This is a genomic window from Pseudomonas fildesensis, from assembly GCF_001050345.1.
Lineage (GTDB): Bacteria > Pseudomonadota > Gammaproteobacteria > Pseudomonadales > Pseudomonadaceae > Aquipseudomonas > Aquipseudomonas fildesensis.
In genome coordinates this window covers 626172-650715 of sequence record NZ_LFMW01000007.1, presented here as the reverse complement: position 1 = coordinate 650715, position 24544 = coordinate 626172, and the positions used below count along the sequence as shown (strand labels likewise).

Here is a 24544-nt window from a genome sequence, read left to right as displayed (position 1 = left end):
GATTCGCTTGAGGCTCGTCGCTTGAAACTTGCAGCGGCTGTTCACAGCCTTATGGACAGGCCATCGGCCAACGATTGGCGATAGGCTCGCCAGGCCGGCACGCTGCCCATCAACAGCGCTGCCGCAAGAATACCGGCCAGCAGGGTCCATTCATACTCGCTCGGCCAGGCCATCGGCAGGTCCAAACCATAGTTCGCCTGCAAATACCCGCGCGACGCGGCGATGCACACATAGAGCAAGCCGACGCCCGCCACCACGCCGGCCAAGGCCAGGGCGAACGCTTCGAAGATCAGCAACGTCGCGATATGCCAGGGCCGCGCGCCCACCGAACGCAGGATCGCCATTTCGCGGCGGCGTTCGTTGAGGCTGGTGAGAATCGCCGTGAGCATGCCGATCAAACCGGTCAGCACCACGAACAGCGAGATTACGAACAGGGCTTTTTCAGCGGTGCCCATCATGCTCCACAGCTCTTGCAGCGCCACGCCCGGCAGGATCGCCAGCATCGGCTCGCCACGGAACTCATTGATCTCGCGTTGCAGGGCGAAGGTGGAAATCTTGTTGTTCAGGCCGAGCATGAACGCGGTGATGGCTTGCGGCGTCAGGTCCATATTGCGTGCCTGGTCGGCGCTGATACGGCCTTTGCCCTGGGCGGGCACGCCGTTGTGCCAGTCGATATGGATCGCTTCCATGCCGCCGAGGCTGATATGTAGCGTACGGTCCACCGGCGTGCCGGTGCGCTTGAGAATGCCGACGACGGTGAACGGCTTGTCATCGTGTTTGACCAGGCTGACCACCGCCACGCCGTGGGCCAGCACCAACTTGTCACCGAGCTTGTAGTGCAGCGCTTCGGCCACTTCCGCGCCGAGTACCACTTCGAACGGGTCGGTGGCAAAGGCGCGGCCGCTGGCCAGTTCGAGGTTTTGCTTGCGACCGTACTGGTAGTGCTCGAAGTAGGACTCGTTGGTGCCCATCACGCGGTAACCGCGATGGGAGTCGCCGAGGGAAATCGGGATCGCCCATTTCACCTGCGGGCTGGCGGCGAAGTGCTCGTAACTGTCCCAGCGGATATTGTTGGTGGCATTGCCGATGCGGAACACCGAGTACAGCAGCAGGTTGACCGAGCCTGCGCGCGCGCCGACGATCAGGTCGGTGCCGCTGATGGTGCTCGCAAAACTGTTGCGCGCCTCAACGCGTACGCGCTCTACCGCCAGCAGCAGGCACACCGACAGGGCGATGGCGAAGGCGGTGAGGATCGCGGTAAACCGGCGGTTAGCCAGGCTGGCCATGGCTAGACGAAACAAATACATCTCAAACCTCTGCAGGCGTGGCGGCGCGATTGAGTTCGGCCAGCGACAGGTTGCGGTCGAACAGCGGCGCCAGGCTTTGGTCATGGCTGACAAACAACAGGCTGGCACCGGCCTCGCGGCATTCGGCGAACAACAGTTGCAGGAAAGCTTCGCGGGCGTCGTAGTCCAGGGCCGACGTGGGTTCGTCGGCGATCACCAGTTCCGGTTGGCCGATCAGCGCGCGGGCGGCGGCCACCCGTTGTTGTTGGCCGATGGACAGCGAGTCGGCGCGGCGCTCCAGTAAGTCTTTATCCTTCAGGCCCAGGTGCGCCAGCAAAGTCGCGGCGGCCTGGTCGACACTGCCGTGGCGTTGAATCGCCCGTTGCGCGCGCAGCTTGGAAAAGTGGCAAGGCAACTCGACGTTCTCGCGCACCGACAGAAACGGCAGCAGGTTGAACTGCTGGAAGATATAGCCGGTGTGGTCGACGCGAAAACGGTCACGGGCGCCGGCCGAGAGTTCGGTCAACTCCTGGCCGAGCAGGCGAATGCTGCCACGGCTGGGTTTCTGCACGCCGCCCAGCAGGCCGAGCAATGTGGTTTTACCGCTGCCGCTCGGGCCTTTCAGAAACAGCGTTTCGCCAGGCTCCAGGCGGAACGCGGGGATGTCCAGCAACTGCGGGTGACCGGGCCAGTTGAAGCCCAGGTCAGACAGTTCGATCAGTGCTTGCTTCATGGGAAATCAATATCGCCTGCTGGCAAATTTTCAAAAATGGCGCCGCCCCCTGTAGGCGTCGGCTTGCCGGCGATGGCATCGCCGCAGAGTCCTGAAAGACCGCGCCGCCTGCATCGCCGGCAAGCCGGCTCCGATAGAGGCCGTGTTCCAGTCAGAATTTAAGGGTGGCTGTAGTGGGCGTTGCTTCAACACCTTGCTGGCCGCTTGGGCCGATCAGTTGTACCTGAATTTTCTGGGTGGCGGGGAAGGTCTTGAACACCTGGGTCAGGTCGAGGTTGCTCAGGGCAGTCGGCGTGGCGCAGGTGAACTGGTAGTGGGCGTGGATTTCGCTGTGGTCGTGATGATGCTCGTGGGCGGCTGCGCCTTTACCGTCGGTGGCGTGGTCATCATCATCGTCGTCATGGTCGGCTTCAGGCTTGTCGCCGAACAGTGGGCTGTTGAGCTCCTGGGTGCTGATCACGCAACCGGCGGCTTTGGGCAGGTTGAACAGGGTCAGGGGGCTCTCAAGCTGTTTGCGCACGGCGGCGACCTTGGCTTTGTCTGCGGCGGTGGTCGCCACGTGTTCGAACCCCACCAGGTTCATTGCCGGGCTGTCCAGCTCCAGCTCCAGGGCCGGGCCGTCGAGTACCGCGTTAAGGCGGCCGACGCCGTGTTCATGGGCGCCGAGGCTGCCATGTTCGTGGTCATGGTCGTGTTCGTCAGCGGCATGGGCGATAGCCAGTGGCAGTAGGGCGAACGGTAAAGCAAGCATCAGACGGCGCATGAGAAAGCTCCAGAACATGAAGGTTTTGTTATGTGATCTTATAACAATAATGCCGAGAGTTTGACCGCCCGCTTGGCGTTGCGCAAGCCACATGGGAGCATGCCTGTCAGAAAAGTGCAGGAGTAAGGACGATGTTGCGAATTCGTGGGACCGTCGGCGACCTGCCGGTCGACTTGACGATTGAACTGGACGACGGCGATTGGGCGCGACTCGGCGCGCAGTTGCAGGCAACGCCAGTGGCAAGCGCGGCCGCCGCGCCGGCTGCTCCGGTCAAACACAATGATGACCTGTGGCAGAACGCCCAGGACCTGTTGCGCACTGCCGGGCAACTCAGCGGGCTGGAATTGCTCGATCAATTGGAAGGCCTGGCCGGCGATGCGTCGGCGGGCAAGCGCCTGTTGGTGCGCCTGCGCCATAGCGCCAACGTGAAGGTGAGCAGCGGCGGGGATACGCCGCTCTATACCTGGATCGAACCTTTGTAGGCGCGAGGCGGGCGCTAGTACAACGCGGCAAACAACTTGCGGCGGTACACCGTGACCAGCGGGTGGTCATTGCCCAGCAGCTCGAACACCTGCAGCAAGGTCTTGTGCGGCAGGCCTTCGCTGTAGCTGCGGTTGCGGATAAACAGCTTGAGCAAACCTTCCAGCGCCGCGTCGTACTGCTGGCGCGCCAGTTGTTGAATGGCCAACTGATAGGCCGCCTCATCATCCTGCGGGTTTTGCGCCAGGCGGCTCTTCAAGTCGGCGGCGTCCGGCAGGTCGGCGGCCTGGCGCAGGAAGGTGATTTGCGCCTTGGCCCCGGCGAGGGCGGCTTTGTGCTCGTCGCTCTTCACTGCGTCGAGCACGGCCTGGGCTTCGCCCAGTTCACCGCGTTCGGCCAGGCAGCGCGCGTAAAGGATCAGCGCGGCGGCGTTGGTGTTGTCCTCGCCCAGCAACGTCACCAGCACGGCTTCGGCATCACTGATGCGGCCCTCGGCAAACAGCGCCTGGGCCTGTTCCAACGGTGCTGCGGCAGCGGGTGGCGGCATCTGCACATGCGGCTCCAGCATCGCCCGCACCGCCGACTCCGGCTGCGCCCCGGCAAACCCGTCCACCGGCTGGCCATCCTTGAACAGCACCACCGTCGGCAGGCTTTGAATGCCAAAACGCGCGACGATATCCTGCTCGGCCTCGCAATCGACCTTGGCCAGCAGCAACTCGCCCTGATAACTCTCGGCAATCTGCGCCAGCATTGGCATCAACGCCTTGCACGGCGCACACCACTCGGCCCAGAAATCCACGAGCACAGGTTTTTCGAAGGAGTTCTGGATCACCGCCTGTTCGAAGTTGGCGGTGGTGACGTCGAAGATGTACGGCTTGGGCTCACTCATGGGGCGTCTCGAATAAAGCGGAATGGGGCAACTATAAGGGCTGGCGCCGCGAATGGTACAGGCTCACCTTGCGAAACTCCCAAGGCTCGGCCAGGTCCGGCAGCGTCAGCGCATCGAGAATTTCCAGGCGTTGATAAGCGGGGTGCTGGAAGTCCCGCACCCGCGAGTCAGCCACCAGCGCTTCGCGGCCACGGCTGAGGAAGTGATCCAGCAGGGGCAGGTTGGCGCGGTCGTAGAGCACGTCGGCGACGACGATCAGGTCGAAGCGGTCGGCTTCGGCGAAAAAGTCAGCCGAATAGCTCAGTTCTACCTCGTTGAGTTCAGCATTCGCCCGGCAGGACGCGAGCGCCAGCGGGTCCAGGTCGCAGGCTACGACTTCCAATGCGCCCGCTTTAACTGCAGCAATCCCAGCCACACCCGAACCCGCGCCAAAGTCCAGCACGCGCTTGCCCGCTACCCATTCAGGATTCGCCGCCAGGTACCGCGCCAGCGCCAAACCGCTGGCCCAGCAAAAACTCCAGTAGGGCGGTTCATGCAGGATGCGCCGGGTTTCTTCAGGGCTGAACGCGCGGTCCATGTTGTCGGCGTCGAGCAGCCACAACGAGAGTTCGGTGCCCGGCAACGGGCAGGGCACCAGTTGCGCGTCGCCAATCAGTTCGCTCAGCGCCGCTTGCAGGTCCAACGGTGGCGTCATGGGGCCTTGACGAGTTGCAGGGGGCCGGTGGTCTGGGTGATCGCTTGGGTAATGCGTACGGCGGGCAGGTGCAGGATCAACTGGCCGGACTGGCTGGCGCGACCGCGCAGCTCAACCCGCGCACCGGCCGGGAAGGCTTCGGGGTTGTAGCGCAGACGGAAGGCGAGGGGCTTGCCGTTGCCGGTCAACACGCTGCTGGCGAGCAGTTGTTGCGGGCGCGAACGGTCGTCTATCACCAGCAGCGCCATTTCGACTTCGGCGCCGGCAGGCACGTTGGTCAGGCTGCCGCTGATTTCCCGCTGATAGGCCGGCAGTGGGCCGAGGTCTTCAATGCCCGGGATTTTTTTCTCTTGGGCGGGCTGAGGTTGAGGTGCGGCCGGCTTGGGGGCTTCGCTGCTGCAGGCGACCAGAAAACTGAACACGGTGAGTAAAACAAGTGGTCGTAACTGCATGTACGGCTCCAGAAAGGACAAAATCCGTGGCTATAAAATAAACAAACATATAAGCCTGCCTATATACCGTAAAGGCTATGGCTTGTCTTGCCACAGGGATGCGCTACCATGGCCCTCCCTTTTTTTGTTGCCTGCCACCATGCACTGTCCCTTCTGCGGTGCCAACGACACCAAGGTCATTGACTCACGTCTGGTCGCCGAGGGCGATCAAGTACGCCGCCGGCGCGAATGCCTGGCCTCTGGCTGCGGTGAACGTTTCACCACCTTCGAAACCGCCGAACTGGTATTGCCACGTCTGATCAAATCCGACGGCAGCCGCCAGCCTTTCGACGAAGACAAACTGCGCGCCGGTATGCAGCGCGCCCTCGAAAAACGCCCGGTGAGTGTCGAGCGGCTGGAAGCGGCGCTGGTGCATATCAAGCACAAGCTGCGCGCGACCGGCGAGCGAGAAGTCAAATCCCTGGTGGTTGGAGAACTGGTGATGGGCGAGTTGCAAAAGCTCGACGAAGTCGCCTATATCCGTTTCGCCTCGGTGTATCGACGCTTCCAGGACCTCAATGAGTTCCGCGAAGAGATCGACCGCCTGGCCCGTGAGCCGGTCAAAGAATGAACCCACTTTGCGCTGAACAAGCTGTCCTCGACGCCCATTACATGGCCCGCGCCCTCGAATTGGCGCGCAAGGGCCTGTACACCACCCATCCCAACCCACGTGTGGGCTGCGTGATTGTGCGCGACGGGCAGATTGTCGGCGAAGGCTGGCACGTGCGCACGGGCGAGCCCCATGCGGAAGTGCACGCCTTGCGCGCGGCGGGTGACAAGGCCCGAGGCGCCACGGCGTACGTCACCCTCGAACCCTGCAGCCACTACGGCCATACCCCGCCGTGCGCGGATGCGCTGGTGAGTGCCCGGCTGGCGCGGGTAGTCGCGGCGATGCAGGACCCCAACCCGGAAGTCGCCGGGCGCGGCATGCAGCGCCTGGCCCAGGCCGGGATCGAAGTGCACAGCGGCGTGCTGGAAGTTGAAGCGAGGGCCTTGAATAAGGGCTTTCTCAAGCGCATGGAACATGGCCTGCCGTTTGTGCGGGTCAAGCTGGCGATGAGCCTGGACGGCCGGACCGCGATGGCCAGCGGCGAAAGCCAATGGATCACCGGGCCTGCTGCCCGCGCCGCCGTCCAGCGCCTGCGTGCCGAGGCCAGCGTGGTGCTGACCGGCGCCGACACGGTGCTGGCCGACGGCGCGCGCCTGACCGTACGCGCTGCCGAGCTGGGCCTGGATGAGGAAACTACCGCCCTGGCCATGTCGCGCCCACCGTTGCGCGTGCTGATCGACGGCCGCCTGCGAGTGGCGCTCAATGCACCGTTCTTCAAGGCCGGCCCGGCACTGGTCATCACCTGCGTGACCCCGGAGAACCAGTTTCCCCGTGGCCCCGAGTGCCTGGTGGTGCCGGGCGTCGATGGCCAGGTCGACCTGCGCTCGGCGCTGGTGGCGCTGGCTGCGCGTGGCGTCAATGAAGTATTGGTCGAGGCTGGCCCAAGCCTGGCGGGCGCGTTTGCCCAGCAGGGGCTGGTCGACGAGTACGTGATTTTCGTCGCGGGCAAGTTTCTGGGCTCCGCTGCCCGGCCTTTGCTGGACTGGCCGCTTGAGAAACTGGCCGACGCCCCCCAACTCAAGATCACTGAAATGCGCGCTGTAGGCGACGACTGGCGAATCACTGCCATCCCTCTACCCGCGGCGAGCGTATAATTCCCGGCCTGCGCTTGAGCGTCAGCCCTTCGTTTTCAGGAGAACGAAATGTTCACCGGCATTATCGAATCCATCGGCAGCATCCGTGCAATGACCCCCAAAGGCGGCGACGTGCGCCTGCTGGTTGAAACCGGCAAGCTCGACCTCGGCGACGTCAAACTGGGCGACAGCATCGCCGTCAGCGGCGTGTGCCTGACCGTCATCGAGCTGCCGGGCAACGGCTTTGCCGCCGACGTCAGCCGGGAAACCCTGGACTGCACCGCGATGAACGATCTTGCGGCTGGCAGCCCGGTCAACCTGGAAAAAGCCCTGACCCCGACTACCCGCCTGGGTGGCCACCTGGTCAGCGGCCACGTCGACGGCGTCGGCGAAGTGGTTGCCCGTAGTGAAAACGCACGTGCGGTTGAATTCCGTATCCGCGCGCCGAAAGCGCTGGCCAAGTACATCGCCCACAAAGGCTCGATTACCGTCGATGGCACCAGCCTGACTGTGAACGCCGTGAATGGCGCAGAATTTGAACTGACCATCATTCCCCACACCCTGAGCGAAACCATCATGGCGTCGTACCAGCCAGGTCGCCGGGTGAATCTGGAAGTCGACTTGCTTGCCCGTTACCTGGAGCGCCTGCTTTTGGGCGATAAGGCCGCAGAGCCAACTGCTGGGAACATCACCGAAAGTTTTTTAGCCGCCAATGGCTACCTGAAATCCTGACCAAGGGGGTGCCCTGTGGCGCTCAATAGCATCGAAGAACTGGTTGAAGACATCCGCCAAGGCAAGATGGTCATCCTGATGGATGACGAAGACCGCGAAAACGAAGGCGACATCATCATGGCCGCCGAGCTGTGCCGGGCAGAGCACATCAACTTTATGGCCAAGCACGCCCGCGGGCTGATCTGCATGCCCATGAGCCGCGAGCGCTGCGAGTTGCTCAAGCTGCCGTTGATGGCGCCGCGCAATGGTTCCGGGTTTGGCACCAAGTTCACCGTGTCGATTGAAGCGACCACCGGCGTCACCACCGGTATCTCCGCTGCGGACCGCGCGCGCACCGTGCAAGCCGCCGCCGCGAAAGACGCCAAGGCCGAAGACATCGTCAGCCCAGGCCACATCTTCCCGCTGATGGCCCAGTCGGGTGGCACCCTGGCCCGCGCTGGCCACACCGAGGCGGCCTGCGACCTGGCGCGCATGGCTGGTTTCGAGCCGAGCGGGGTGATCTGCGAAGTGATGAACGACGACGGCACCATGGCCCGCCGGGCTGAACTTGAAGCCTTTGCCGCAGAGCACAACCTCAAGATCGGCACCATTGCCGACCTGATTCACTACCGGATGATCCACGAACGTACCGTTCAGCGGATTGCCGAGCAGCCGCTGGACAGCGAACTGGGCCAGTTCAACCTGGTGACCTACCGTGATTCCGTGGAAGGCGACGTGCACATGGCCCTGACCCTGGGCAGCATCTGCGCCGATGAGCCGACCCTGGTGCGTGTGCACAACATGGACCCGCTGCGCGACCTGTTGATGGTCAAGCAACCCGGCCGCTGGAGCCTGCGCGCCGCCATGGCTGCGGTCTCCGAGGCTGGCAGCGGTGTGGTATTGCTGCTCGGCAACCCGGTGGATGGCGACGTACTGCTCGCGCATATTCGCGAAACCGCCGAGAACACCCAGGTCAAAACACCGACCACCTACAGCATCGTCGGCGCCGGTTCGCAGATCCTGCGTGACCTCGGCGTACGCAAAATGCGCCTGATGAGCGCGCCCATGAAATTTAATGCGATATCCGGTTTCGACCTGGAAGTAGTAGAATACGTGCCCTCCGAATAACGGCTGGCGCTTTTTGCCCCTTGTTCGCGGTTAAATCATCACTGAGGGACGCACTTTTCGCGTCCCGGCTCTTTAAGAGATTTGTCGAATGACCCTGAAGACCATCGAAGGTACCTTCATCGCCCCCAAAGGCCGCTATGCCCTGGTGGTTGGCCGCTTCAACAGCTTCGTGGTTGAAAGCCTGGTAAGCGGTGCCGTGGACGCCCTGGTTCGCCACGGTGTGAGCGAGAGCGACATCACTATCATCCGCGCCCCTGGCGCCTTCGAAATTCCACTGGTTGCGCAAAAAGTTGCACAGCAGGGTGAATACGCGGCGATCATCGCCCTGGGCGCGGTCATTCGTGGCGGTACTCCGCATTTCGAATACGTGGCCGGCGAATGCACCAAGGGCCTGTCCCAGGTGTCCATGGAGTTCGGTGTGCCGGTTGCTTTCGGCGTGCTGACGGTTGATTCCATCGAGCAAGCCATCGAGCGCTCCGGCACCAAGGCCGGTAACAAAGGCGCTGAAGCTGCCCTGTCCGCCCTGGAAATGGTTAGCCTGCTGTCGCAGTTGGAGGCCAAGTGATTTCCGACGAGAGCGATCAGTTCAACCCCAAGGACCCGCGCCCATCAGACGCCGGTAAGCCATCCAAGAGCGAAAAGCGTCGTGGCGCCCGTCAGCTCGCGACTCAGGCGCTTTACCAGCGCCACATGTCTAAAACCTCGCTGAACGAAATCGAAGCGCAGTTTCGCGTCGACAACGATTTCAGCTTTGCGGACGCCAGCTACTTCCATGACATCCTGCACGGTGTTCCGGCCAACCAGACCGAGATCGACGCTGCCTTGACCCCGTGCCTGGACCTGACCATCGAAGAGCTGGACCCGGTTGAACTGGCCGTACTGCGCCTGTCCACCTGGGAGCTGCTCAAGCGCGTCGACGTGCCGTACCGCGTGGTGATCAACGAAGGCATCGAACTGGCGAAAGTCTACGGTTCGACCGACGGCCACAAGTTCGTCAACGGCGTGCTCGACAAACTGGCCCCGCGCCTGCGTGAAGCTGAAGTGAAGGCGTACAAGCGCTAATCCGCGCTTGGAGAGGCAGGGCACATTGATGGGGGAGTTTGAGCTGATCCGCAAATACTTCGCCGCCGCGCCTTGTGCGCAAGGCGGCGAGGGCATTGCCCTGGGGATCGGCGATGACTGCGCCTTGCTGGCGCTCCCCGCCGGGGAGCAGCTGGCAATCTCTACCGATACGTTAGTGGCCGGCGTGCACTTTGCCGACCCGTGTGACCCGTTCCTGCTCGGCCAGCGCTCGCTGGCCGTGGCGGTGAGCGACCTGGCCGCCATGGGCGCCCATCCCCTCGCATTTACCCTTGCCCTGACCACCCCGACGGTCGATGCCGATTGGCTGCAACGCTATGCACAGGGTTTGAACACCATGGCGCAACGCTGCGGCGTGGGCCTGGTGGGCGGTGACACCACACGCGGGCCCCTGAGCCTGACCCTGACTGTGTTTGGCCGTGTACCGGCCGGGCAAGCGTTGACGCGCAGTGGCGCACGGCCGGGCGACTTGCTGTGTGTGGGTGGCGACTTGGGCAATGCGGCTGGCGCCTTGCCGTTGGTGCTGGGCCAGCGCACCGCTGAGGCCGCCATCGCTGATCCGCTGCTGGCGCATTACTGGTCGCCGCAACCGCAGTTGGCCCTGGGGCTGGCATTGCGGGGTAAGGCGACATCGGCCATGGATATTTCCGACGGGCTTTTGGCCGATTGCGGGCATATCGCCAAGGCGTCGGCTGTCAGCCTGTTGATCGAGCGCCAGACGCTTCCGCTGTCCAAAGCCTTGCTGGCGTTTGTCGGCGATGACGAGGCGCGGGTGGCGGCGTTGAGCGGCGGCGACGACTATGTGCTGGCGTTTACCCTGCCGCCCGCCGAAGTGGCGCCGCTGCTGGCGAAGGGCTGGCCGATCCATGTTATCGGCCGGGTCGAGGCGGGGCAGGGCGTGACGCTGCTCGACGCCAACGGGCAGGACATCACCCCGGCTATTCGTGGCTATCAGCATTTTCGCGAGACGCCCTGACCGGGCGACCTGCGCTACCCTTCTATAGCGTTATCACGGACGCAAGGCGTTGTAGGAGGTCGTTACCATGGATGTGCGCCGTTGGCTCTTGGTAATGCTGTGTGCCGTCACGTCCCTGGTACAGGCTGACGAAATTGCGGTCCCCGGCAAGGTGATACTCGCGAGTGAAGAATGGCGCGACTACACCAATAAAGACGGCACTGGCCTGGCCTGGGACGTGTTGCGGCGGGTGTTCGAGCCGGCCGGGATCACGCTGAAAATCCGTAGCGAGCCCTACACCCGCTCACTCGGCCTGGCCCAGCGTGGCGAGGTGGATGGCTGGGTCGGCTCCTATCGCGATGAAGCCAAGGGCGTGCTGTACCCGCACTGGAACTTCGATTCCGACCACATCTATGCACTCGGGCTTGCCACTTCGCCTATCCCGACAGTGGCGACATTGGGCAAGTACAGCCTGGCGTGGGTGCGCGGCTACAAATACGAGCAGTATTTGCCCACTGCACGCCGCTTCAACCAGATCGAACGCCGCGATGGCATTCTGTCGATGCTCCTGCATGCCAGGGCTGACTTCTATGTCGATTCGTTGAACGAATCCAAATACGTCCTCAGTCAGGCAGAGGACCCTTCCAAGTTCAAGCTCACCCCGATTGTCGAATTGCCGCTCTACGTGGCCTTTGCCAACAGTGCACGAGGGCGGGCAATGGCGACGTTGTTTGACCAGCGCATGAAGGTCTTGGTGAAAAGCGGCGAACTCAAGCCGATTTTCGAACACTGGAAACAGCCGTATCCGTTCTAGGACCCAGTGTAGGCGCAAGGGCTAGCCGCCCGCCTCGCTCCTGCATAGAACTGATGCAAAGGCCAATCAAACCGATTGATCTTTATCAGCGATAATTCAGCTTAAGCGTCTGTAGGAACAGGCTGTTACAATGCCTGCCTCTGTGAAATCTGAAATCAGGAGCACACGGTGCCCGTCGTTTTCGTCGCTGCTTCCAAGCTGCCTACCCCTTTTGCCACGTTTACCATGAGCGGCTTTCTCGAAGAAGCCACCGGGCGCGAGCATGTTGTGCTCAGCCTGGGCGACATCGCCGATGGCGCGCCGGTGCTCGGCCGCGTGCACTCCGAGTGCCTGACTGGCGACGCGCTGTTCAGCCAGCGCTGCGACTGCGGCTCGCAACTGGAAGCCGCGATGCAGGCCATCGCCCGTGAAGGCCGTGGCGTGTTGCTGTACTTGCGTCAGGAAGGCCGTGGCATTGGCCTGTTGAACAAAATTCGCGCCTACGAGCTGCAAGACGGCGGCGCCGACACCGTCGAAGCCAACGAGCGCCTGGGTTTTGCTGCCGACCAGCGTGACTACGCCATCTGCCTGCCGATGCTGGAGCACCTAGGCGTGAAATCCGTACGCCTGATGACCAATAACCCGCGCAAGGTCAAAGCCTTGACCGAGATGGGCATCACCGTAGCCGAGCGCGTGCCGCTGCACACCGGTCACAACCCGCACAACAAACTCTACCTGGCCACCAAAGCCAGCAAGCTCGACCACATGATGGGCAACGAGCATCAGGGCGAGGTCGACCGCGCGTGACTCGCGGCCAGGTGAAACGGCGGCTGTCCTTCAACTGGTGGCAGTACCTGGCCCTGGCAATGCTGCCCTTGTTCGTGATCAACCTGGTGTTCGGCCAAGCCGAATCCTTGCTGCCGGTGCTGGCCATGCCGTTTTTTATCGCCGGCGTGGCTTCGATGTTTCTCAGCCTGCGCTATTTCCACGGCTATAAACACGCGCTGATCGCCACCTCCAAAGCCCTCGACACCCCCGAAGAACCGGCTGCCTGGATCACCCTCGCGGCCCGTCGACGCACGGCCTTGTTGGTTGCCGCCGTGCCGGCCTGGATCGGCGCACTGGCGGTGTTCGTCGGCCTGGAGGCGGTGCCGCTGTTTCTGCTGGCGCTGTCGACCCTGGTGCTGTTTTACCTCTACCGCATCCCCCGTCAGCTGGGATGATGGGGCGCTGGCTGACGCTGCTGTTGCTGGCATTCGGTGCCCAGGCGCTGGCGGTCGAGCGCGTCGTCAGCCTGGCGCCCTCCCTCTCTGAAATCGTGGTTGAACTGGGCGCTGCCGACTTGCTGGTGGGCGTGCTCGATGGCGGCGAACGGCCGGCGGCGTTGGCGAACGTGCCGTCGGTTGGGCATTACGGCCAGTTGAACATGGAGCGCCTGCTCAGCCTCAAGCCCGACCTGATCCTGCTCTGGCCCGGCAGCGTTGGGCGGGCCCAGCGTGAGCAACTGCAGCGCCTGAATATCCCGGTGTTTGTCGCCGAACCCCATAGCCTTGAACAGCTGACCACCCAAGTCCAAGCCATTGCCGAGCAATTGGGCCGTGTCGACGCCGGTCGGCAGTTGGCCGCGCAATTGCGCCAACGCCTGGCCGAACTGCGCCAGCGCTATCAGCGTGCCGAGCCGTTGCGGGTGTTTTATCAGGTGTGGAACCAGCCGCTCTACACCGTGGGCGGCGGGCAGATCATCAGCGACGCGTTGAATGTGTGTGGCGCGCGCAATGTGTTCGACGACCTCAAGTTGCCCGCACCGCAGGTCAGCATTGAGTCTGTGCTGCAGCGCAATCCCGAGGTGATTCTGGTAGGTGATCAGGCTCAGATGGAGGCCTGGAAGGCCTGGCCAGCGATGGCGGCACGGGTGCGGTTAGTGCCGGACAAGGGCCTGGAACGGCCCAGCGGGCAGATGCTGGAAGCGGTGGCGCGGTTGTGTCAGGTGATTGTGCTGAACCGCTGACACCTGCATGGGTCTGTGCTTACCGCTCAGGTTTCCGGTGTCCAGGTCACGCCAAACATCCAGACTCGACCTTCTTCCCGGTAGTTCTGATTGTTCAGGAAGTCTGGATCGTCATAGCTATAGCGTGCCCGCGCGTAGGTCTTGTCCAGCACGTTATCGACTTTCAGCGACAGCGCCACTTCCCGGTTCAACGCCCAACTGCTGCGCAGCCCCAGCAAGGCGTAACCGCCCAGGCGATTGCGATTGTCTTCATCGTCGTAGCTGCGGCTGATCGCCTGCCAACTTGCGCCCACCCCGAATTGATCAAATTGCCGATCCAGGTCCAGGCTCACTGTGCGCCGCGCGCGACGGGCCAGGGTATGGCCGGTGTCGCGGTCACGCGGGTCGATGATCGCAACGCCCAGGTTGCCCTGCCAGCCAAACAGCTCCTGCTTGAGTGCGCCTTCAAAGCCATTGATGCGTGCCGACGCTACGTTCTGCGGCTTGCTGTTGCGGTCGAGGATGATTGCATCGCTCAAGTCGGTGCGGTACAGCGAGGCTTCCAGGCGTGTGCTGTCACTCAGTTGGCTGCGCCATTGCAGCTCGTAGCTCTTCGAGGTTTCGGGCTGCAGGTTGGGGTTACTGTACTTCGTGTCGGGGTAATAGAGGTCGTTGAAGGTCGGCGCCCGGAAGCCTTCGCTGTAGCTCAGCAGCAGGTCATTGTCGGCGTTGATTGGCAATGTGAGGGTGCCGCTCCAGCTGTTCTGGCCGCCGAATTGTTGATTCTGGTCCCGGCGCAGGCCCAGCTCTGTGGAAAACCATTCGCTGTGGAAGCGGTGCTGCGCAAAGGCAGCACGGTTCCAGCGGCTGTTTTCGGTAAAGGTGGTGGAGCCGTGGAAGCGGTCTTCGTACCAGTCGCCGCCGAGTATCAGGCTGTTCTGCTCATCCAGCGTCAGGTCGTTCTGCCAGTTGACCGAGTCGCGATAGGTATTGAACACGCTGAAATCATCGCTGAGGGTATCGCGCTTGGTGTCGCGGTTTTCGCTGTGGCCCAGTTCCAGGCGCGATTGCCAGTGTTCATTGAGTGTGGCGTCGACATAACCGCTGGCGCTGCTCACGGTGTAGTCGGTGTAGGGTTTTTGCCCAACACTTTGCCTGGTGGAGAAGTCGTAGCGGCCGAAGCTGTTGTCGTACTCCGACTTGCCGCGGTTATCCAACAGATTGAAACCCAGTTCCAATTCATCACTGAACGAATGGCTGAGGTTCAGGCTGATGGATTGATTGCGATAGGCATCATGGTCGCCATCGCTTGCGAACGACTCGTGCGTGGAGTTGATGCCCGCCGTTTCATCCAGGCTCACCCCCAGGTTGAAGCGCGTGTGCTCATCACCGCCGGAGAGACCCACGCTGCGCTCCCAGGTCTGGTTGCTGCCAAAACCCAGCTTCACGCGCGGCTGCAGGCCCTGTTCGGCATTGCGTCGGGTAAATACCTGGATCACCCCGCCAATCGCATCACTGCCGTAGATCACCGAGCGTGAGCCGCGCAGTACTTCCACGCGTTCAATCTGGTCGATGTTCAGGTATTGCAGCCCGCTGTCACCGGAGGTGGTATTGGCAATGCGTTGCCCATCGACCAACACCAGGCTTTGCGCGGATTTGGTGCCACGAATAGAGATGCCCGGCAAACTGCCACGCCCGCCGGTTGGCGCGACTTGCACGCCCGGTACGCGGCTGAGCAGGTCCGTCACGCTGGTGGGTTGCAGGCGGTCGATATCATCGCGGGTGAAGACCGTGTTGGCAGCGCTGCTGTCATTGCGCGCTTGTACCTGGCGGTTGGCGCTGATGACCACGTCGGGGAGTTTCAGGGCTTGGTCGCGGGTGTCAGCGAGCAGGGCTGGCGAGGGCAGAAAGAGGAGGGGCAGGGCCAGGCGAAGGTATTTCATGGGCTGTCCATGTGTAGGAGCCGGCAAGCCGGCTCCTACAGGTGTTTTGGGGTTACAGGCCCAGCAGTGTCAGGCGCTGGCGAACCGATGCCTCAATGCCAGCCTCATCCAACCCACATTCGGCCAGCATTTGCGCCGGCTTGGCGTGCTCGACGTACATATCCGGCAAGCCTATGTGCAGCACCGACTTGAGGATATTCTCCCGCGCCAGGAACTCGCTGACGGCCGCCCCGGCACCGCCCATGATGGCGTTCTCTTCGACCGTAACCAGCAATTCATGGCTGCCGGCGATCTCGCGCAGAAGTGCTTCATCCAGCGGTTTGACGAAGCGCATGTCGACCACGGTCGCGTCGATCTTCTCGGCCACTTTCAGGGCTTCGGCCAGTTGCACGCCGAACACCAGGAACGCAGTCTTGCTGCCTTGGCGCCGCACGATGCCTTTGCCGATCTCGATCGGCTCCAGGTCTTTTTCGATCACTGCATTCGAGCCATTGCCACGCGGGTAACGCACGGCGGCCGGGCCGTTGTACAGGTGGCCGGTGCTGAGCATCTTGCGCAGTTCGTTCTCGTCGCTAGGCGTCATCACCAGCATGCCGGGGATGCACCGCAAGTAGGACAGGTCGAAACTGCCAGCGTGGGTCGGGCCGTCTTCGCCTACAAGGCCTGCGCGGTCGATGGCGAACAGTACGTCGAGGTTTTGCACCGCAACGTCATGGATCAGTTGGTCATAACCACGCTGCAGGAAAGTGGAGTAGATCGCTACCACCGGCTTGGCGCCCTCACAGGCCATGCCGGCGGCGAAGGTCACGGCGTGCTGCTCGGCAATCGCCACGTCGAAGTAGCGCAGCGGGAAACGTTCGCTGAACGCTACCAGGTCGGAGCCTTCCTTCATCGCCGGGGTAATACCCACCAGGCGTGGGTCGGCGGTGGCCATGTCGCACAGCCATTCGCCAAACACACCGGAATACTTCGGCCCGCTGGCCTTTTTCGGCGCGGCGGCGGGCGCGTCCAGGGGTTCGAGTTTGGTGATGGCGTGGTAACCGATCGGATCGACTTCGGCCGGGGCGAAACCTTTGCCCTTCTTGGTGACGATGTGCAGGAACTGCGGGCCCTTGAGGTCGCGCATGTTACGCAGGGTGGCGATCAGAGTCGGCAGGTCATGGCCGTCGATCGGGCCGATGTAATTCCAGCCCAGTTCTTCGAACAGCGTGCCGGGGACCAGCATGCCCTTGGCATATTCTTCGGTACGTCGGGCAATTTCCCACGCGCCGGGTAGGCGCGAGAGCACTTTCTTGCTGCCTTCGCGCATGCTGGCGTAGGTACGGCTGGAGAGGATTTTTGCCAGGTAATTCGACAAACCACCGACATTGCGCGAGATCGACATGTCGTTGTCGTTGAGGATCACCAACATGTTGGCGTTCACTTCCGGCGCATGGTTCAGCGCTTCGAAGGCCATGCCGGCGGTCAGCGCGCCGTCACCAATCACTGCAATCGCCTTGCGATCGCTGTTTTGCAGACGGGCGGCAATCGCCATGCCCAGTGCCGCACTGATCGAGGTGCTGGAGTGGCCGACGCCAAAGGTGTCGTACTCGCTCTCGGAGCGACGCGGGAAGGCGGCGACGCCGTCCTTCTGGCGCAGGGTGCTCATGCGCTCGCGACGGCCAGTGAGGATTTTATGCGGATACGCCTGATGGCCCACGTCCCACACCAGCCGGTCGTCCGGGGTGTCGAACACGTAATGCAAGGCGATGGTCAGCTCGATGACGCCCAGGCCTGCACCGAAATGCCCACCGGTCTGGCCGACCGTGTAGAGCAATTCCAGGCGCAACTCATCGGCCAGGGTTTCCAGCTCGGCTTCACCCAGACGACGCAGGCCGTCCGGCGTGGCAGCACGGTCGAGCAGGGGCGTGGACGGGCGCTTGCGGGGAATCTCTTGAAACGTCGTGGGCATCAGGCGAATCGTTATAGGTATAGAAGAGGCGGCAGTTTACCTCAAGCATTGCAAACTGCCCACGCAGAGCGCCGAACTTGGCCGATATGCGGCCGTAATGGCCGCTGCAATCAGTGGCGACGTTCGACGATATACCGCGCCAGGTCACGCAGTGGCTCGGCCGCCGCGTCGAAAGGTCGCAGGGCGGCCAGGGCCTGGTCGCGCAGCTCAAGGGCGTAGGCCTTGGCGGCTTCCAGCCCGAGCAGCGCAGGATAAGTCGGTTTGTCCCGTGCGATATCGGCGCCCTGGCGTTTGCCCAGGGTGGCGGTGTCACTTTCCACGTCGAGAATGTCATCCTGCACCTGGAACGCCAGGCCGACCGCCCGGGAGTAGGTCTGCAAGGCGGCCAATTGCGCAGCTTCGGCACGGCCACTGGCCAGGGCGCCCAGGTGCACGGCGGCTTCGATCAACGCGCCGGTCTTGTGCCGGTGCATGTGTTCGAGGGCTTGCTGGTCCAGCTTTAGGCTGACCGAGCCCATGTCGATCGCTTGCCCGCCGACCATGCCGGCAGGGCCTGCGGCCAGGGCCAGGGCCGTCACCATACGCAAGCGGATTTCGGCATTCACGCTGCTCAGCGCCGGGTCCAGCAATGCGCTGAACGCCAGGCTCTGCAGGCCATCGCCGGCCAGAATCGCATAGGCTTCATCAAAGGCTTTATGAGTGGTCGGCTGGCCGCGACGCAGATCGTCATCGTCCATTGCCGGCAAATCGTCGTGTACCAGGGAATAGGCGTGAATCAACTCCACCGCACACGCCGCGCCATTGGCCTGCTCAGCGGGAGCGCCGAGGGCCTCACAGGCCGCATACGCCAGCAACGGGCGCACGCGCTTGCCGCCATTCATCACGCTGTAGCGCATGGCGTCGTAGAGACGGTTCATTTCGGGGCTTGGCGCAACAAACAAGGGTTCCAACGCCGCATTGACCCGGGCTTGGCTACTGGCCTGATACGCGTCGATCATTCGGGTTGTTCCGCATCGAAAGGTTCTTCGGCCAACTCCCCATCACGCTCCAGCAACACCTGCACCTTCTGCTCCGCCTGCGCCAACGCGCTCTGGCAGTCACGGGTCAGGCCGATGCCTTGCTCAAACGCCGTCAACGAGTCTTCCAGCGACAACTCGCCGTTCTCCAGACGCTCGACCAGGGTTTGCAGGTCGGCGAGGGATTGTTCGAAATCGAGTGCAACTTTTTTGCGGGCCATGGCGGCTATTCCGGTAGACGGTAAACCGGCGCGACACTAGCAGACATGGGGGATTTGGGCAAATGAGTGGCGACCGTTCAATCGCCCCGGTCGTTGATTTGATAGCGTGTACTGCGCCCTCCGCCGGGTAAACGCACCAGGCAGTTTTTCTCCAGCAAGTCGGCCAAATGCCGCGTCGCCGTTGCCTTGGACACCTTCCCCACCGCCAGGTACTGTGCGGCGCTGATGCCGTGCTCAAAGCCGTTCTTACCGCCGTCGAGCAGGCGGTTGAGCGCCTTGATCTGTTCGGCGGACAAAGAGAAGTCACGGTGTTGCTGCCAGAACCGGCTCTTGTCCAGCACCCGATCAATCCGTGCCATCACCTGCTGCAGGCTACGCAGAAGGGTTTTCAGGAACCACTCCAGCCAGACAGTGATATCCAGCGAGGCCCTCTGGCTGGACTCCAGCGCGTTGTAGTAACCGCCTCGGTCGTCCAGGATGTTGGCCGACATCGCATAAAAACGGATAGCCTGGTGTTCGCCCTGGGCCAATGCCAAGTCAGTGATCGTGCGCGTCAGGCGACCATTGCCGTCGTCGAAAGGATGCAAGGTGACAAACCAGAAGTGCGCCACGCCAGCGCGCACCAGAGGGTCGAGATCCTGCTGATGGCGACTGTTTTCGAACCAAGTCAGCGTCAAAACGCTGTTCACGACTACATTAAATAGCGATGCCGCTCATTGACGAGCAGTGTCCCTGCGCGTTCTTGAGCTGTGTTTCAAACGCTGCCAACCCCGTCTGCCCGGAGATGAAGGGCTTTTCACCGCGTAATCTCAAGTACATGCGCGCTTTTGCCGAGGCGTGGCCGGATTCTGAATTTGTGCAACAAGCTGCTGCACAATTGCCCAGGGGGCATAATTTAGTGCTGCTGGACAAACTCCCCGGCCCCGAAACCCGCCGCTGGTGCGCCGCTCAGGCGATCAAGCACAACTGATCGCGCAATGTCCTCGCCATCCAGATCGAGGCCCGTCTGCTGGAGCGCAACGGCAACGCCGTGAGTAATGTCGAGAGCCATCTGCCCAAACCTCAGTCCGATCTGGCGCGCGAGTCCCTGAAAGATCCTTACCGCTTTGACTTTCTTAGCCTGACTGCCGATGCCCATGGATGCCCAGTTCAGGCACCCACAGGACGGCCCCACCATCGGCCTGCTGCTTCATACACGCCGTTTACCGCCGGAGCGTCAAAAAAACCACAACCAAACCCAGGGCTCGGCCTAACAGACGCACGGATATAAGGTTTTCCTCATTTACCTTGCTGCTCCGTTGTTCCCCAAGCATCATTCTTTTTCCTAGACCTGATCGCGACGTATGCAGATGCCTCATCTTCCTGCCCCGCTTCCCGCCAATGAGCAAGAGCGCATCCGGTCCCTGGAACACCTGGGCATACTGGACAGCGCACCTGAGCCAGGTTTCGACGACATCGTGCTGCTGGCGACCAGCCTTTGCGATGTGCCGATCGCATTGGTGTCGCTGGTGGATAACGAGCGCCAGTGGTTCAAGGCCTGCATCGGCCTGGACGTGCGCGAGACCCACCGCGACCTGGCGTTCTGCGCCCACGCCATCCTGGCCCCGGAAGAGGTGCTGGTGGTGGAGGACGCCACTCGCGACCCGCGTTTTGAACACAGCGCGCTGGTATTAGGGCCGCCATATATCCGTTTTTATGCCGGCGCGCCGATTTGCGATGACCGAGGTTTTGCGCTGGGCACGGTCTGCGTCATCGACACCCGTGCCAGGACGCTCACCGTCGTGCAGCACAACGCCTTGCTGGCGCTGGCGCGACAAACCGCTTGCCTGCTGCAATTGCGCCGGCTCAGCGAACAGCGCGAACAGCATGCCCAACACCTGGAGAGCGAACTCGCCCAGGCCCAGTTGCTGGGGCGTCAGGCCGAACAGTTTATGCATCATGCCAAGCGCGTTTCGTCCCTGGGTATGGTGGCCGCCAGCATCGCCCACGACTTCAACAACCTGCTGCAGGCCCTCAGCGCCAGCCTGCAGATGATCCGCCTGCGCGCGCGCCGGCCTGCGGATGTCGAGCGTTTCAGCGACGCCGGGTTGCAAGCGGTGGATCAAGGCCGATTGTTGGTCAACCACCTGCTGACCAGCGTGCGCCATGACAGCCCCAACTTGATGTGCATCGACGTCAATGAACGCCTCGAAAGCATGCGTGACGTGCTTTTGCGCACCGCCACGGACAACATCGAACTGTCGCTGGACCTGGCAGCCCCGGGTACCGGTGTCTTGTGCGAAGAGGCGCAACTGAGTGCGGCCGTCATCAACCTGCTGGCCAACTCCCGTGATGCGTTGGGCGGCAAAGGCCGCGTACACATCAGCTCGCGTCTGGTGAACATCGAGCAGGACGAAGTCCTGGCCGCCGGCAATTACCTGCTGCTCAGCGTCGCCGACAACGGCCCCGGCATGCCCGATGACCTCGCAAGCAAAGTCTTCGAGCCGTTCTTCACCACCAAGTGCGCAGGCAAAGGGACCGGGCTGGGGTTGTCCCAGGTTCTGGAGTTCGCCCAACGTGCCGGCGGCACGGTGAAGGTGCAAACCACGCTTGGCGTCGGCACCACCATGAACCTCTACCTGCGGGCCCTCGGACGTATCGACAGCCACCTGCATCTGGACTGAAAAACGCCAAAAGCCTGCTTTTCAGGGCAGGCTTTCGTTGTCAGTCGGCTGACTTAGTTCTGACGCGCCGTCAGCGCCGAATAACCGTTCATCAAGTTGCGATAGTTCGGAATGCGCTGGGACAACAGATTGCCCAGGCCTTCGATATCGTTGCGCCAGTCACCCTGCAACTCACACGCCACCGAGAACCAGTTCATCATCTGCGCACCCGCTTGCGTCATCCGGCTCCAGGCCGCCTGCTGCACCGTGGTGTTGAACGTGCCCGAAGCATCCGTCACTACAAACACATCAAATCCTTCCGCCAGCGCCGACAACGTCGGGAACGCTACGCACACGTCCGTCACCACGCCCGCAATGATGATCTGCTTACGCCCCGTCGCCTTGATCGCTTTGACGAAATCTTCGTTGTCCCAGGCATTGATCTGGCCGGGGCGAGCGATGTACGGAGCGTCCGGGAACATCTCTTTCAACTCCGGCACCAACGGGCCATTGGGGCCCTGCTCGAAACTGGTGGTGAGGATCGTCGGCAGGTTGAAGAACTTCGCCAGGTCGGCCAGGGCCAGCACGTTGTTCTTGAACTCGTTGGGCGAGAAGTCTTGTACCAGCGAGATGAGACCGGTCTGGTGGTCGACCAGCAGAACTACGGCGTCGTCTTTGTTCAAGCGGTTGTAGGTTGCAGTGCTCATGGTTGAATCCTTTTTTGTTTAAGTGGGTTGGGCGTTGCGTTCAACATGGGCACAGATTAATGGGTGGTGGGTGTGGGATAAATCGGGTGGGAGGCGTCTTACTGTCAACTAAAAAAGGACAATGTTCGCGGCGGGAATAGGTTATGGATGGATGAGGGGGATGGGTAATCGACGCGGATCTGAAGGTGAGTTTTTCTGCAGGTACTAAAAGGCCGGCACAGGCTCTGAATGCACACCCAGGAAAAAGCCCAGGTCTTTCGAGCTGGGCCTTATGCGTTTCTATCAGGCGGTTGTCATTACGGCATCTGATGCACGGAGGCGGTTGCGTGGCCGTCCAGGTAGTGACCGCCGTCATCGATCAGCGTGTAGCTGACGGGTACGCGGGCATCTGCGCCGGGGGTGAAATCTCCCAGCGGGTAGGCTTTGTCGCTGAGGGGCGGGGCCATCATGTCGAGGGACTTTGCCACGGGCTGTTCACGCCCTTGAACACCCACGCGCAAAGAAGAAAACGAGGCGTGATAGGGGCTGGGGTTATGGCACACCAGCACCCAGGTACCTGCCTGCTGTTCGATGCGAAAGGTCAGGGTGCCAGCCATTTTTTCGGGAGCGCTGGGCAGGTGGGCGGGACGGTAGAAGATTTTCATCTGGGTGTTCATGGCCACGGCGACGCGTGTAGAAAGCGCGGGAGCGTCTACTTTGGCAGGAGGGATTTCGTAGAGATTCAACCAGCTCACGGACTCACGGTCCTTGGGCAGCGCGCTACCGTCGTAAACAATGCGCAGGCCCTGCAACGCTTGGGGTTGCAGACGAAATACCGAGGGCAGGGCGATCATCGCCGAGACTGAGTTTTCCGGCGCGCGGTTGCCTTCGCCGTTGTCAACCCAGGTTTGCACCACCACGGGATAGGCATTGGTGTTGGCCAGCATCAGCGAGCGTTGGGTCTGGCCCTCGTGGAAGATCAACCGGGTCTGCTCGGGCATTAGCCCGGCGCGGGCAATTGAGGACGCACTCATTGCCGCACACATCCACACAAGTGCTGAGTAGAACGCCAGCCTGATCATTGGACCTTCACCAGTACGTAAGCGGTGGCGTTGACCCTGCCCGGCTTGGCTGTTTCGCCAGGCAGGGTGCTGAGGGTCGCGGTGATCGTCTGCAGGTAGCTGGTGTAGCCGGACGCGCTGCTGCCGGCGCTGCTGGCGCCCGCCAATACCGGGTACCAGCCGCCGGTAGCGCCCGTGCCGGTGCCCGACCATCCCAGAAAATTCATGGCACTGCCGTTGCTGGCGTTACGCAGGCTGATACCCACCCCGGTGGCTACGGAAGGGTCGGTGCCATAGCCGTTGGACACCAGATAGGTCACCCCGCCGCCACTGGTCAACAGCCCCAGGGACTGGGCTTGGGTATACGCGCTGTAGGCCACTTGGATACCCAGTGCGGTCTGGTTGCTGGCGGTGCCGGAACTGGCGGTGTTGCTGCATTCCAGGCCGATGGTGAAATCACTGCTGCGCGTCATGCCCTGGTTCAACTCAGTGGCGGTGATCGGCAGGAAACTCACTACGGGCGTGACATTGCGGGCTACGCAGGTCGCGGTGTAACTGATAGAAGCCGCGGCGCGCATGCCAAACGCAATACCGTTGCGTGCGCCCCAGAAGTTGTAGTTGTTGTTGGAGTCCGACCCCACCGGGTCCGAGGCGATGCCACCCCCTCGAAACTGGATGTAGCCATTGGGCTGGGTGCATGTATAGCTGTAGGTCCCGCTGCCACTGGAGGCTGCCTGGCCCCCGCACCAGTTACTTCCCGAGCCTGACGATGGCGGGAGGCTGGATACGCGAGCAAGTTCGCCCTGGATCATGCTCAAGTGTTTGGCTTTGATCTGGATCTTGCTGCCGACCGTGTCGTACTGGGTGATTTTGGCGTCCTGCCAATAGCGTGTGAACACTTTGCCGGAGTTCAGGTGCGTCAATTTGATCCCGACATAGGGGAACCACGTGGCGTAGTAACCGGGCAGCCCATCGTTGACCGAGGCCCCTGAGCCATTGCCGATTTCCCAATAACCGCCGACACGGTCGTCACCGTTGGTGGCGAACACCTCGTAAATGCTGTCGGCGTCGCTCAGGTCGCATTGCCACAGTACGGTCTCGCTGGTGAGTCCGGGCGCCGTCGCGGCGGAGACTACAACGGAGCCCAAATGCGTGCCGACCGGTTGCAGGTAGCTGGAGGTCAGGTTAACCCGGCCAAACGTCAGTTGTGCCGAGTTGCCGTCCAGCACTTGATTACCGTTGAAGACCCGCGTGCAGGTTGCCTGGGCATCCGCACCGACGGTGGCGCCGAGGGTCAGGAGCAGTGTGAACAGTGGGCGAAAAAGAGTCATCGTGAGCTCCGGTGTAAAAG

Annotated in this window: 26 protein-coding genes and 2 pseudogenes; 14 read left to right on the top strand and 14 right to left on the bottom strand. The window is 62.1% G+C overall.

Translation table 11 applies throughout. From position 1 onward, the window contains the following. Positions 1-41 precede the first annotated feature (41 nt). The 3 genes from ACR52_RS13465 to ACR52_RS13455 form a co-directional block, all read right to left on the bottom strand. Entirely contained in the window at positions 42-1307 is a 1266-nt protein-coding gene (locus tag ACR52_RS13465) for an ABC transporter permease (RefSeq protein ID WP_048724782.1), read from the bottom strand. A gap of 1 nt (position 1308) precedes the next feature. Further along, positions 1309-2019 (bottom strand): ABC transporter ATP-binding protein, encoded by a 711-nt coding sequence (locus ACR52_RS13460; protein ID WP_048724781.1) that lies wholly within the window; start codon positions 2017-2019, stop codon positions 1309-1311. A 151-nt stretch (positions 2020-2170) separates the two neighbouring features. Next, the gene (locus tag ACR52_RS13455; protein ID WP_048724779.1) at positions 2171-2782 is read right to left on the bottom strand and encodes a DUF2796 domain-containing protein; all 612 of its coding nucleotides are present in this window, start codon (positions 2780-2782) and stop codon (positions 2171-2173) included. A gap of 131 nt (positions 2783-2913) precedes the next feature. Between ACR52_RS13455 and ACR52_RS13450 the strand changes: the two genes are divergently transcribed. Continuing rightward, a complete protein-coding gene (locus tag ACR52_RS13450; protein ID WP_048724777.1) occupies positions 2914-3264 on the top strand; it encodes a hypothetical protein in 351 nt (116 codons plus the stop codon). A gap of 14 nt (positions 3265-3278) precedes the next feature. Here ACR52_RS13450 and trxA read toward each other — a convergent pair whose 3' ends face one another. Genes trxA through ACR52_RS13435 form a run of 3 tightly spaced genes read right to left on the bottom strand, consistent with a single transcriptional unit; the run spans position 3279 to position 5297 of the window. Then, positions 3279-4151 (bottom strand): thioredoxin, encoded by an 873-nt coding sequence (gene trxA / locus ACR52_RS13445; protein ID WP_048724775.1) that lies wholly within the window; start codon positions 4149-4151, stop codon positions 3279-3281. A 31-nt stretch (positions 4152-4182) separates the two neighbouring features. After that, positions 4183-4845 carry a class I SAM-dependent methyltransferase gene (locus ACR52_RS13440; protein ID WP_048724772.1) on the bottom strand — a complete coding sequence of 221 codons (663 nt, stop codon included), beginning with the start codon at positions 4843-4845 and terminating at the stop codon, positions 4183-4185. Next, positions 4842-5297, bottom strand: a complete 456-nt coding sequence (locus ACR52_RS13435) for a YbaY family lipoprotein (RefSeq protein WP_048724770.1) — start codon at positions 5295-5297, stop codon at positions 4842-4844. The genes ACR52_RS13440 and ACR52_RS13435 overlap by 4 nt, the downstream gene beginning before the upstream one ends. 139 nt (positions 5298-5436) lie before the next feature. Here ACR52_RS13435 and nrdR point away from each other — a divergent pair, with 139 nt between their 5' ends. From nrdR to ACR52_RS13380, 11 genes are all read left to right on the top strand, one after another. Further along, the gene (gene nrdR / locus ACR52_RS13430) at positions 5437-5907 is read left to right on the top strand and encodes a transcriptional regulator NrdR (protein WP_048724962.1); all 471 of its coding nucleotides are present in this window, start codon (positions 5437-5439) and stop codon (positions 5905-5907) included. Beyond that, positions 5904-7040 (top strand): bifunctional diaminohydroxyphosphoribosylaminopyrimidine deaminase/5-amino-6-(5-phosphoribosylamino)uracil reductase RibD, encoded by a 1137-nt coding sequence (gene ribD / locus ACR52_RS13425; protein WP_048724768.1) that lies wholly within the window; start codon positions 5904-5906, stop codon positions 7038-7040. Before nrdR ends, ribD begins: the two co-directional genes overlap by 4 nt. A 48-nt stretch (positions 7041-7088) precedes the next feature. Next, the gene (locus tag ACR52_RS13420) at positions 7089-7751 is read left to right on the top strand and encodes a riboflavin synthase (protein WP_048724766.1); all 663 of its coding nucleotides are present in this window, start codon (positions 7089-7091) and stop codon (positions 7749-7751) included. A gap of 15 nt (positions 7752-7766) precedes the next feature. Further along, positions 7767-8858 (top strand): bifunctional 3,4-dihydroxy-2-butanone-4-phosphate synthase/GTP cyclohydrolase II, encoded by a 1092-nt coding sequence (gene ribBA, locus ACR52_RS13415; RefSeq protein WP_048724764.1) that lies wholly within the window; start codon positions 7767-7769, stop codon positions 8856-8858. Positions 8859-8946: 88 nt separating this feature from the next. Further along, positions 8947-9423, top strand: a complete 477-nt coding sequence (ribH, locus tag ACR52_RS13410) for a 6,7-dimethyl-8-ribityllumazine synthase (RefSeq protein ID WP_048724761.1) — start codon at positions 8947-8949, stop codon at positions 9421-9423. Next, positions 9420-9920 (top strand): transcription antitermination factor NusB, encoded by a 501-nt coding sequence (gene nusB / locus ACR52_RS13405; protein WP_048724759.1) that lies wholly within the window; start codon positions 9420-9422, stop codon positions 9918-9920. The genes ribH and nusB overlap by 4 nt, the downstream gene beginning before the upstream one ends. A gap of 28 nt (positions 9921-9948) precedes the next feature. After that, positions 9949-10914 carry a thiamine-phosphate kinase gene (gene thiL, locus ACR52_RS13400; RefSeq protein WP_048724757.1) on the top strand — a complete coding sequence of 322 codons (966 nt, stop codon included), beginning with the start codon at positions 9949-9951 and terminating at the stop codon, positions 10912-10914. Positions 10915-10981: 67 nt separating this feature from the next. Beyond that, entirely contained in the window at positions 10982-11707 is a 726-nt protein-coding gene (locus ACR52_RS13395; protein WP_048724755.1) for a substrate-binding periplasmic protein, read from the top strand. A 168-nt stretch (positions 11708-11875) separates the two neighbouring features. Then, positions 11876-12493 (top strand): GTP cyclohydrolase II, encoded by a 618-nt coding sequence (gene ribA / locus ACR52_RS13390; protein WP_048724753.1) that lies wholly within the window; start codon positions 11876-11878, stop codon positions 12491-12493. Then, positions 12490-12909, top strand: coding sequence for a nuclear FMR1 interacting 1 family protein (locus ACR52_RS13385; RefSeq protein ID WP_048724751.1), 420 nt, complete (start codon positions 12490-12492; stop codon positions 12907-12909). Before ribA ends, ACR52_RS13385 begins: the two co-directional genes overlap by 4 nt. Next, positions 12906-13694 carry a cobalamin-binding protein gene (locus ACR52_RS13380; protein ID WP_048724748.1) on the top strand — a complete coding sequence of 263 codons (789 nt, stop codon included), beginning with the start codon at positions 12906-12908 and terminating at the stop codon, positions 13692-13694. The genes ACR52_RS13385 and ACR52_RS13380 overlap by 4 nt, the downstream gene beginning before the upstream one ends. A gap of 26 nt (positions 13695-13720) precedes the next feature. On the opposite strand, the gene ACR52_RS13375 is transcribed toward ACR52_RS13380, so the two are convergent. The 5 genes and pseudogenes from ACR52_RS13375 to ACR52_RS13355 form a co-directional block, all read right to left on the bottom strand. Further along, positions 13721-15616 carry a TonB-dependent receptor domain-containing protein gene (locus ACR52_RS13375; RefSeq protein WP_048724745.1) on the bottom strand — a complete coding sequence of 632 codons (1896 nt, stop codon included), beginning with the start codon at positions 15614-15616 and terminating at the stop codon, positions 13721-13723. A 52-nt stretch (positions 15617-15668) separates the two neighbouring features. Further along, positions 15669-17567: a 1-deoxy-D-xylulose-5-phosphate synthase gene (gene dxs, locus ACR52_RS13370; protein WP_048724743.1), complete on the bottom strand. Its 1899-nt coding sequence runs from the start codon at positions 17565-17567 to the stop codon at positions 15669-15671. A 110-nt stretch (positions 17568-17677) separates the two neighbouring features. Continuing rightward, positions 17678-18565: a (2E,6E)-farnesyl diphosphate synthase gene (ispA, locus tag ACR52_RS13365; protein ID WP_048724740.1), complete on the bottom strand. Its 888-nt coding sequence runs from the start codon at positions 18563-18565 to the stop codon at positions 17678-17680. Then, positions 18562-18804, bottom strand: coding sequence for an exodeoxyribonuclease VII small subunit (locus ACR52_RS13360; RefSeq protein WP_003176346.1), 243 nt, complete (start codon positions 18802-18804; stop codon positions 18562-18564). The genes ispA and ACR52_RS13360 overlap by 4 nt, the downstream gene beginning before the upstream one ends. Before the next feature lie 77 nt (positions 18805-18881). After that, a pseudogene (locus tag ACR52_RS13355) lies at positions 18882-19475 on the bottom strand (Fic family protein); the annotation flags it as partial. A 35-nt stretch (positions 19476-19510) separates the two neighbouring features. Between ACR52_RS13355 and ACR52_RS29385 the strand changes: the two are divergent. Beyond that, a pseudogene (locus ACR52_RS29385) lies at positions 19511-19939 on the top strand (DUF1016 N-terminal domain-containing protein); the annotation flags it as partial. 214 nt (positions 19940-20153) lie between these two features. Continuing rightward, positions 20154-21467 (top strand): sensor histidine kinase, encoded by a 1314-nt coding sequence (locus ACR52_RS13345; RefSeq protein WP_048724959.1) that lies wholly within the window; start codon positions 20154-20156, stop codon positions 21465-21467. A 53-nt stretch (positions 21468-21520) separates the two neighbouring features. On the opposite strand, the gene ycaC is transcribed toward ACR52_RS13345, so the two are convergent. From ycaC to ACR52_RS13330, 3 genes are all read right to left on the bottom strand, one after another. Next, positions 21521-22153, bottom strand: a complete 633-nt coding sequence (gene ycaC, locus ACR52_RS13340; protein ID WP_048724734.1) for an isochorismate family cysteine hydrolase YcaC — start codon at positions 22151-22153, stop codon at positions 21521-21523. 296 nt (positions 22154-22449) lie between these two features. Next, entirely contained in the window at positions 22450-23166 is a 717-nt protein-coding gene (locus ACR52_RS13335; protein ID WP_236692140.1) for a fimbrial biogenesis chaperone, read from the bottom strand. Positions 23167-23210: 44 nt separating this feature from the next. Next, positions 23211-24524 (bottom strand): fimbrial protein, encoded by a 1314-nt coding sequence (locus ACR52_RS13330; RefSeq protein ID WP_082143142.1) that lies wholly within the window; start codon positions 24522-24524, stop codon positions 23211-23213. Between the last annotated feature and the right edge of the window lie 20 nt (positions 24525-24544).

Coding starts and splice junctions, on each gene's coding strand:
- ACR52_RS13440 (WP_048724772.1), bottom strand. CDS start 4,845: ATGACGCCACCGTTGGACCTGCAAGCGGCGCTGAGCGAACTGATTGGC.
- ACR52_RS13330 (WP_082143142.1), bottom strand. CDS start 24,524: ATGACTCTTTTTCGCCCACTGTTCACACTGCTCCTGACCCTCGGCGCC.
- trxA (WP_048724775.1), bottom strand. CDS start 4,151: ATGAGTGAGCCCAAGCCGTACATCTTCGACGTCACCACCGCCAACTTC.
- ycaC (WP_048724734.1), bottom strand. CDS start 22,153: ATGAGCACTGCAACCTACAACCGCTTGAACAAAGACGACGCCGTAGTT.
- ACR52_RS13380 (WP_048724748.1), top strand. CDS start 12,906: ATGATGGGGCGCTGGCTGACGCTGCTGTTGCTGGCATTCGGTGCCCAG.
- ACR52_RS13420 (WP_048724766.1), top strand. CDS start 7,089: ATGTTCACCGGCATTATCGAATCCATCGGCAGCATCCGTGCAATGACC.
- thiL (WP_048724757.1), top strand. CDS start 9,949: ATGGGGGAGTTTGAGCTGATCCGCAAATACTTCGCCGCCGCGCCTTGT.
- ACR52_RS13335 (WP_236692140.1), bottom strand. CDS start 23,166: ATGAGTGCGTCCTCAATTGCCCGCGCCGGGCTAATGCCCGAGCAGACC.
- ACR52_RS13360 (WP_003176346.1), bottom strand. CDS start 18,804: ATGGCCCGCAAAAAAGTTGCACTCGATTTCGAACAATCCCTCGCCGAC.
- nrdR (WP_048724962.1), top strand. CDS start 5,437: ATGCACTGTCCCTTCTGCGGTGCCAACGACACCAAGGTCATTGACTCA.
- ribD (WP_048724768.1), top strand. CDS start 5,904: ATGAACCCACTTTGCGCTGAACAAGCTGTCCTCGACGCCCATTACATG.
- ACR52_RS13395 (WP_048724755.1), top strand. CDS start 10,982: ATGGATGTGCGCCGTTGGCTCTTGGTAATGCTGTGTGCCGTCACGTCC.
- ispA (WP_048724740.1), bottom strand. CDS start 18,565: ATGATCGACGCGTATCAGGCCAGTAGCCAAGCCCGGGTCAATGCGGCG.
- ACR52_RS13450 (WP_048724777.1), top strand. CDS start 2,914: ATGTTGCGAATTCGTGGGACCGTCGGCGACCTGCCGGTCGACTTGACG.
- ACR52_RS13375 (WP_048724745.1), bottom strand. CDS start 15,616: ATGAAATACCTTCGCCTGGCCCTGCCCCTCCTCTTTCTGCCCTCGCCA.
- ACR52_RS13460 (WP_048724781.1), bottom strand. CDS start 2,019: ATGAAGCAAGCACTGATCGAACTGTCTGACCTGGGCTTCAACTGGCCC.
- ribH (WP_048724761.1), top strand. CDS start 8,947: ATGACCCTGAAGACCATCGAAGGTACCTTCATCGCCCCCAAAGGCCGC.
- dxs (WP_048724743.1), bottom strand. CDS start 17,567: ATGCCCACGACGTTTCAAGAGATTCCCCGCAAGCGCCCGTCCACGCCC.
- ACR52_RS13435 (WP_048724770.1), bottom strand. CDS start 5,297: ATGCAGTTACGACCACTTGTTTTACTCACCGTGTTCAGTTTTCTGGTC.
- ACR52_RS13465 (WP_048724782.1), bottom strand. CDS start 1,307: ATGTATTTGTTTCGTCTAGCCATGGCCAGCCTGGCTAACCGCCGGTTT.
- ACR52_RS13345 (WP_048724959.1), top strand. CDS start 20,154: ATGCCTCATCTTCCTGCCCCGCTTCCCGCCAATGAGCAAGAGCGCATC.
- ACR52_RS13455 (WP_048724779.1), bottom strand. CDS start 2,782: ATGCGCCGTCTGATGCTTGCTTTACCGTTCGCCCTACTGCCACTGGCT.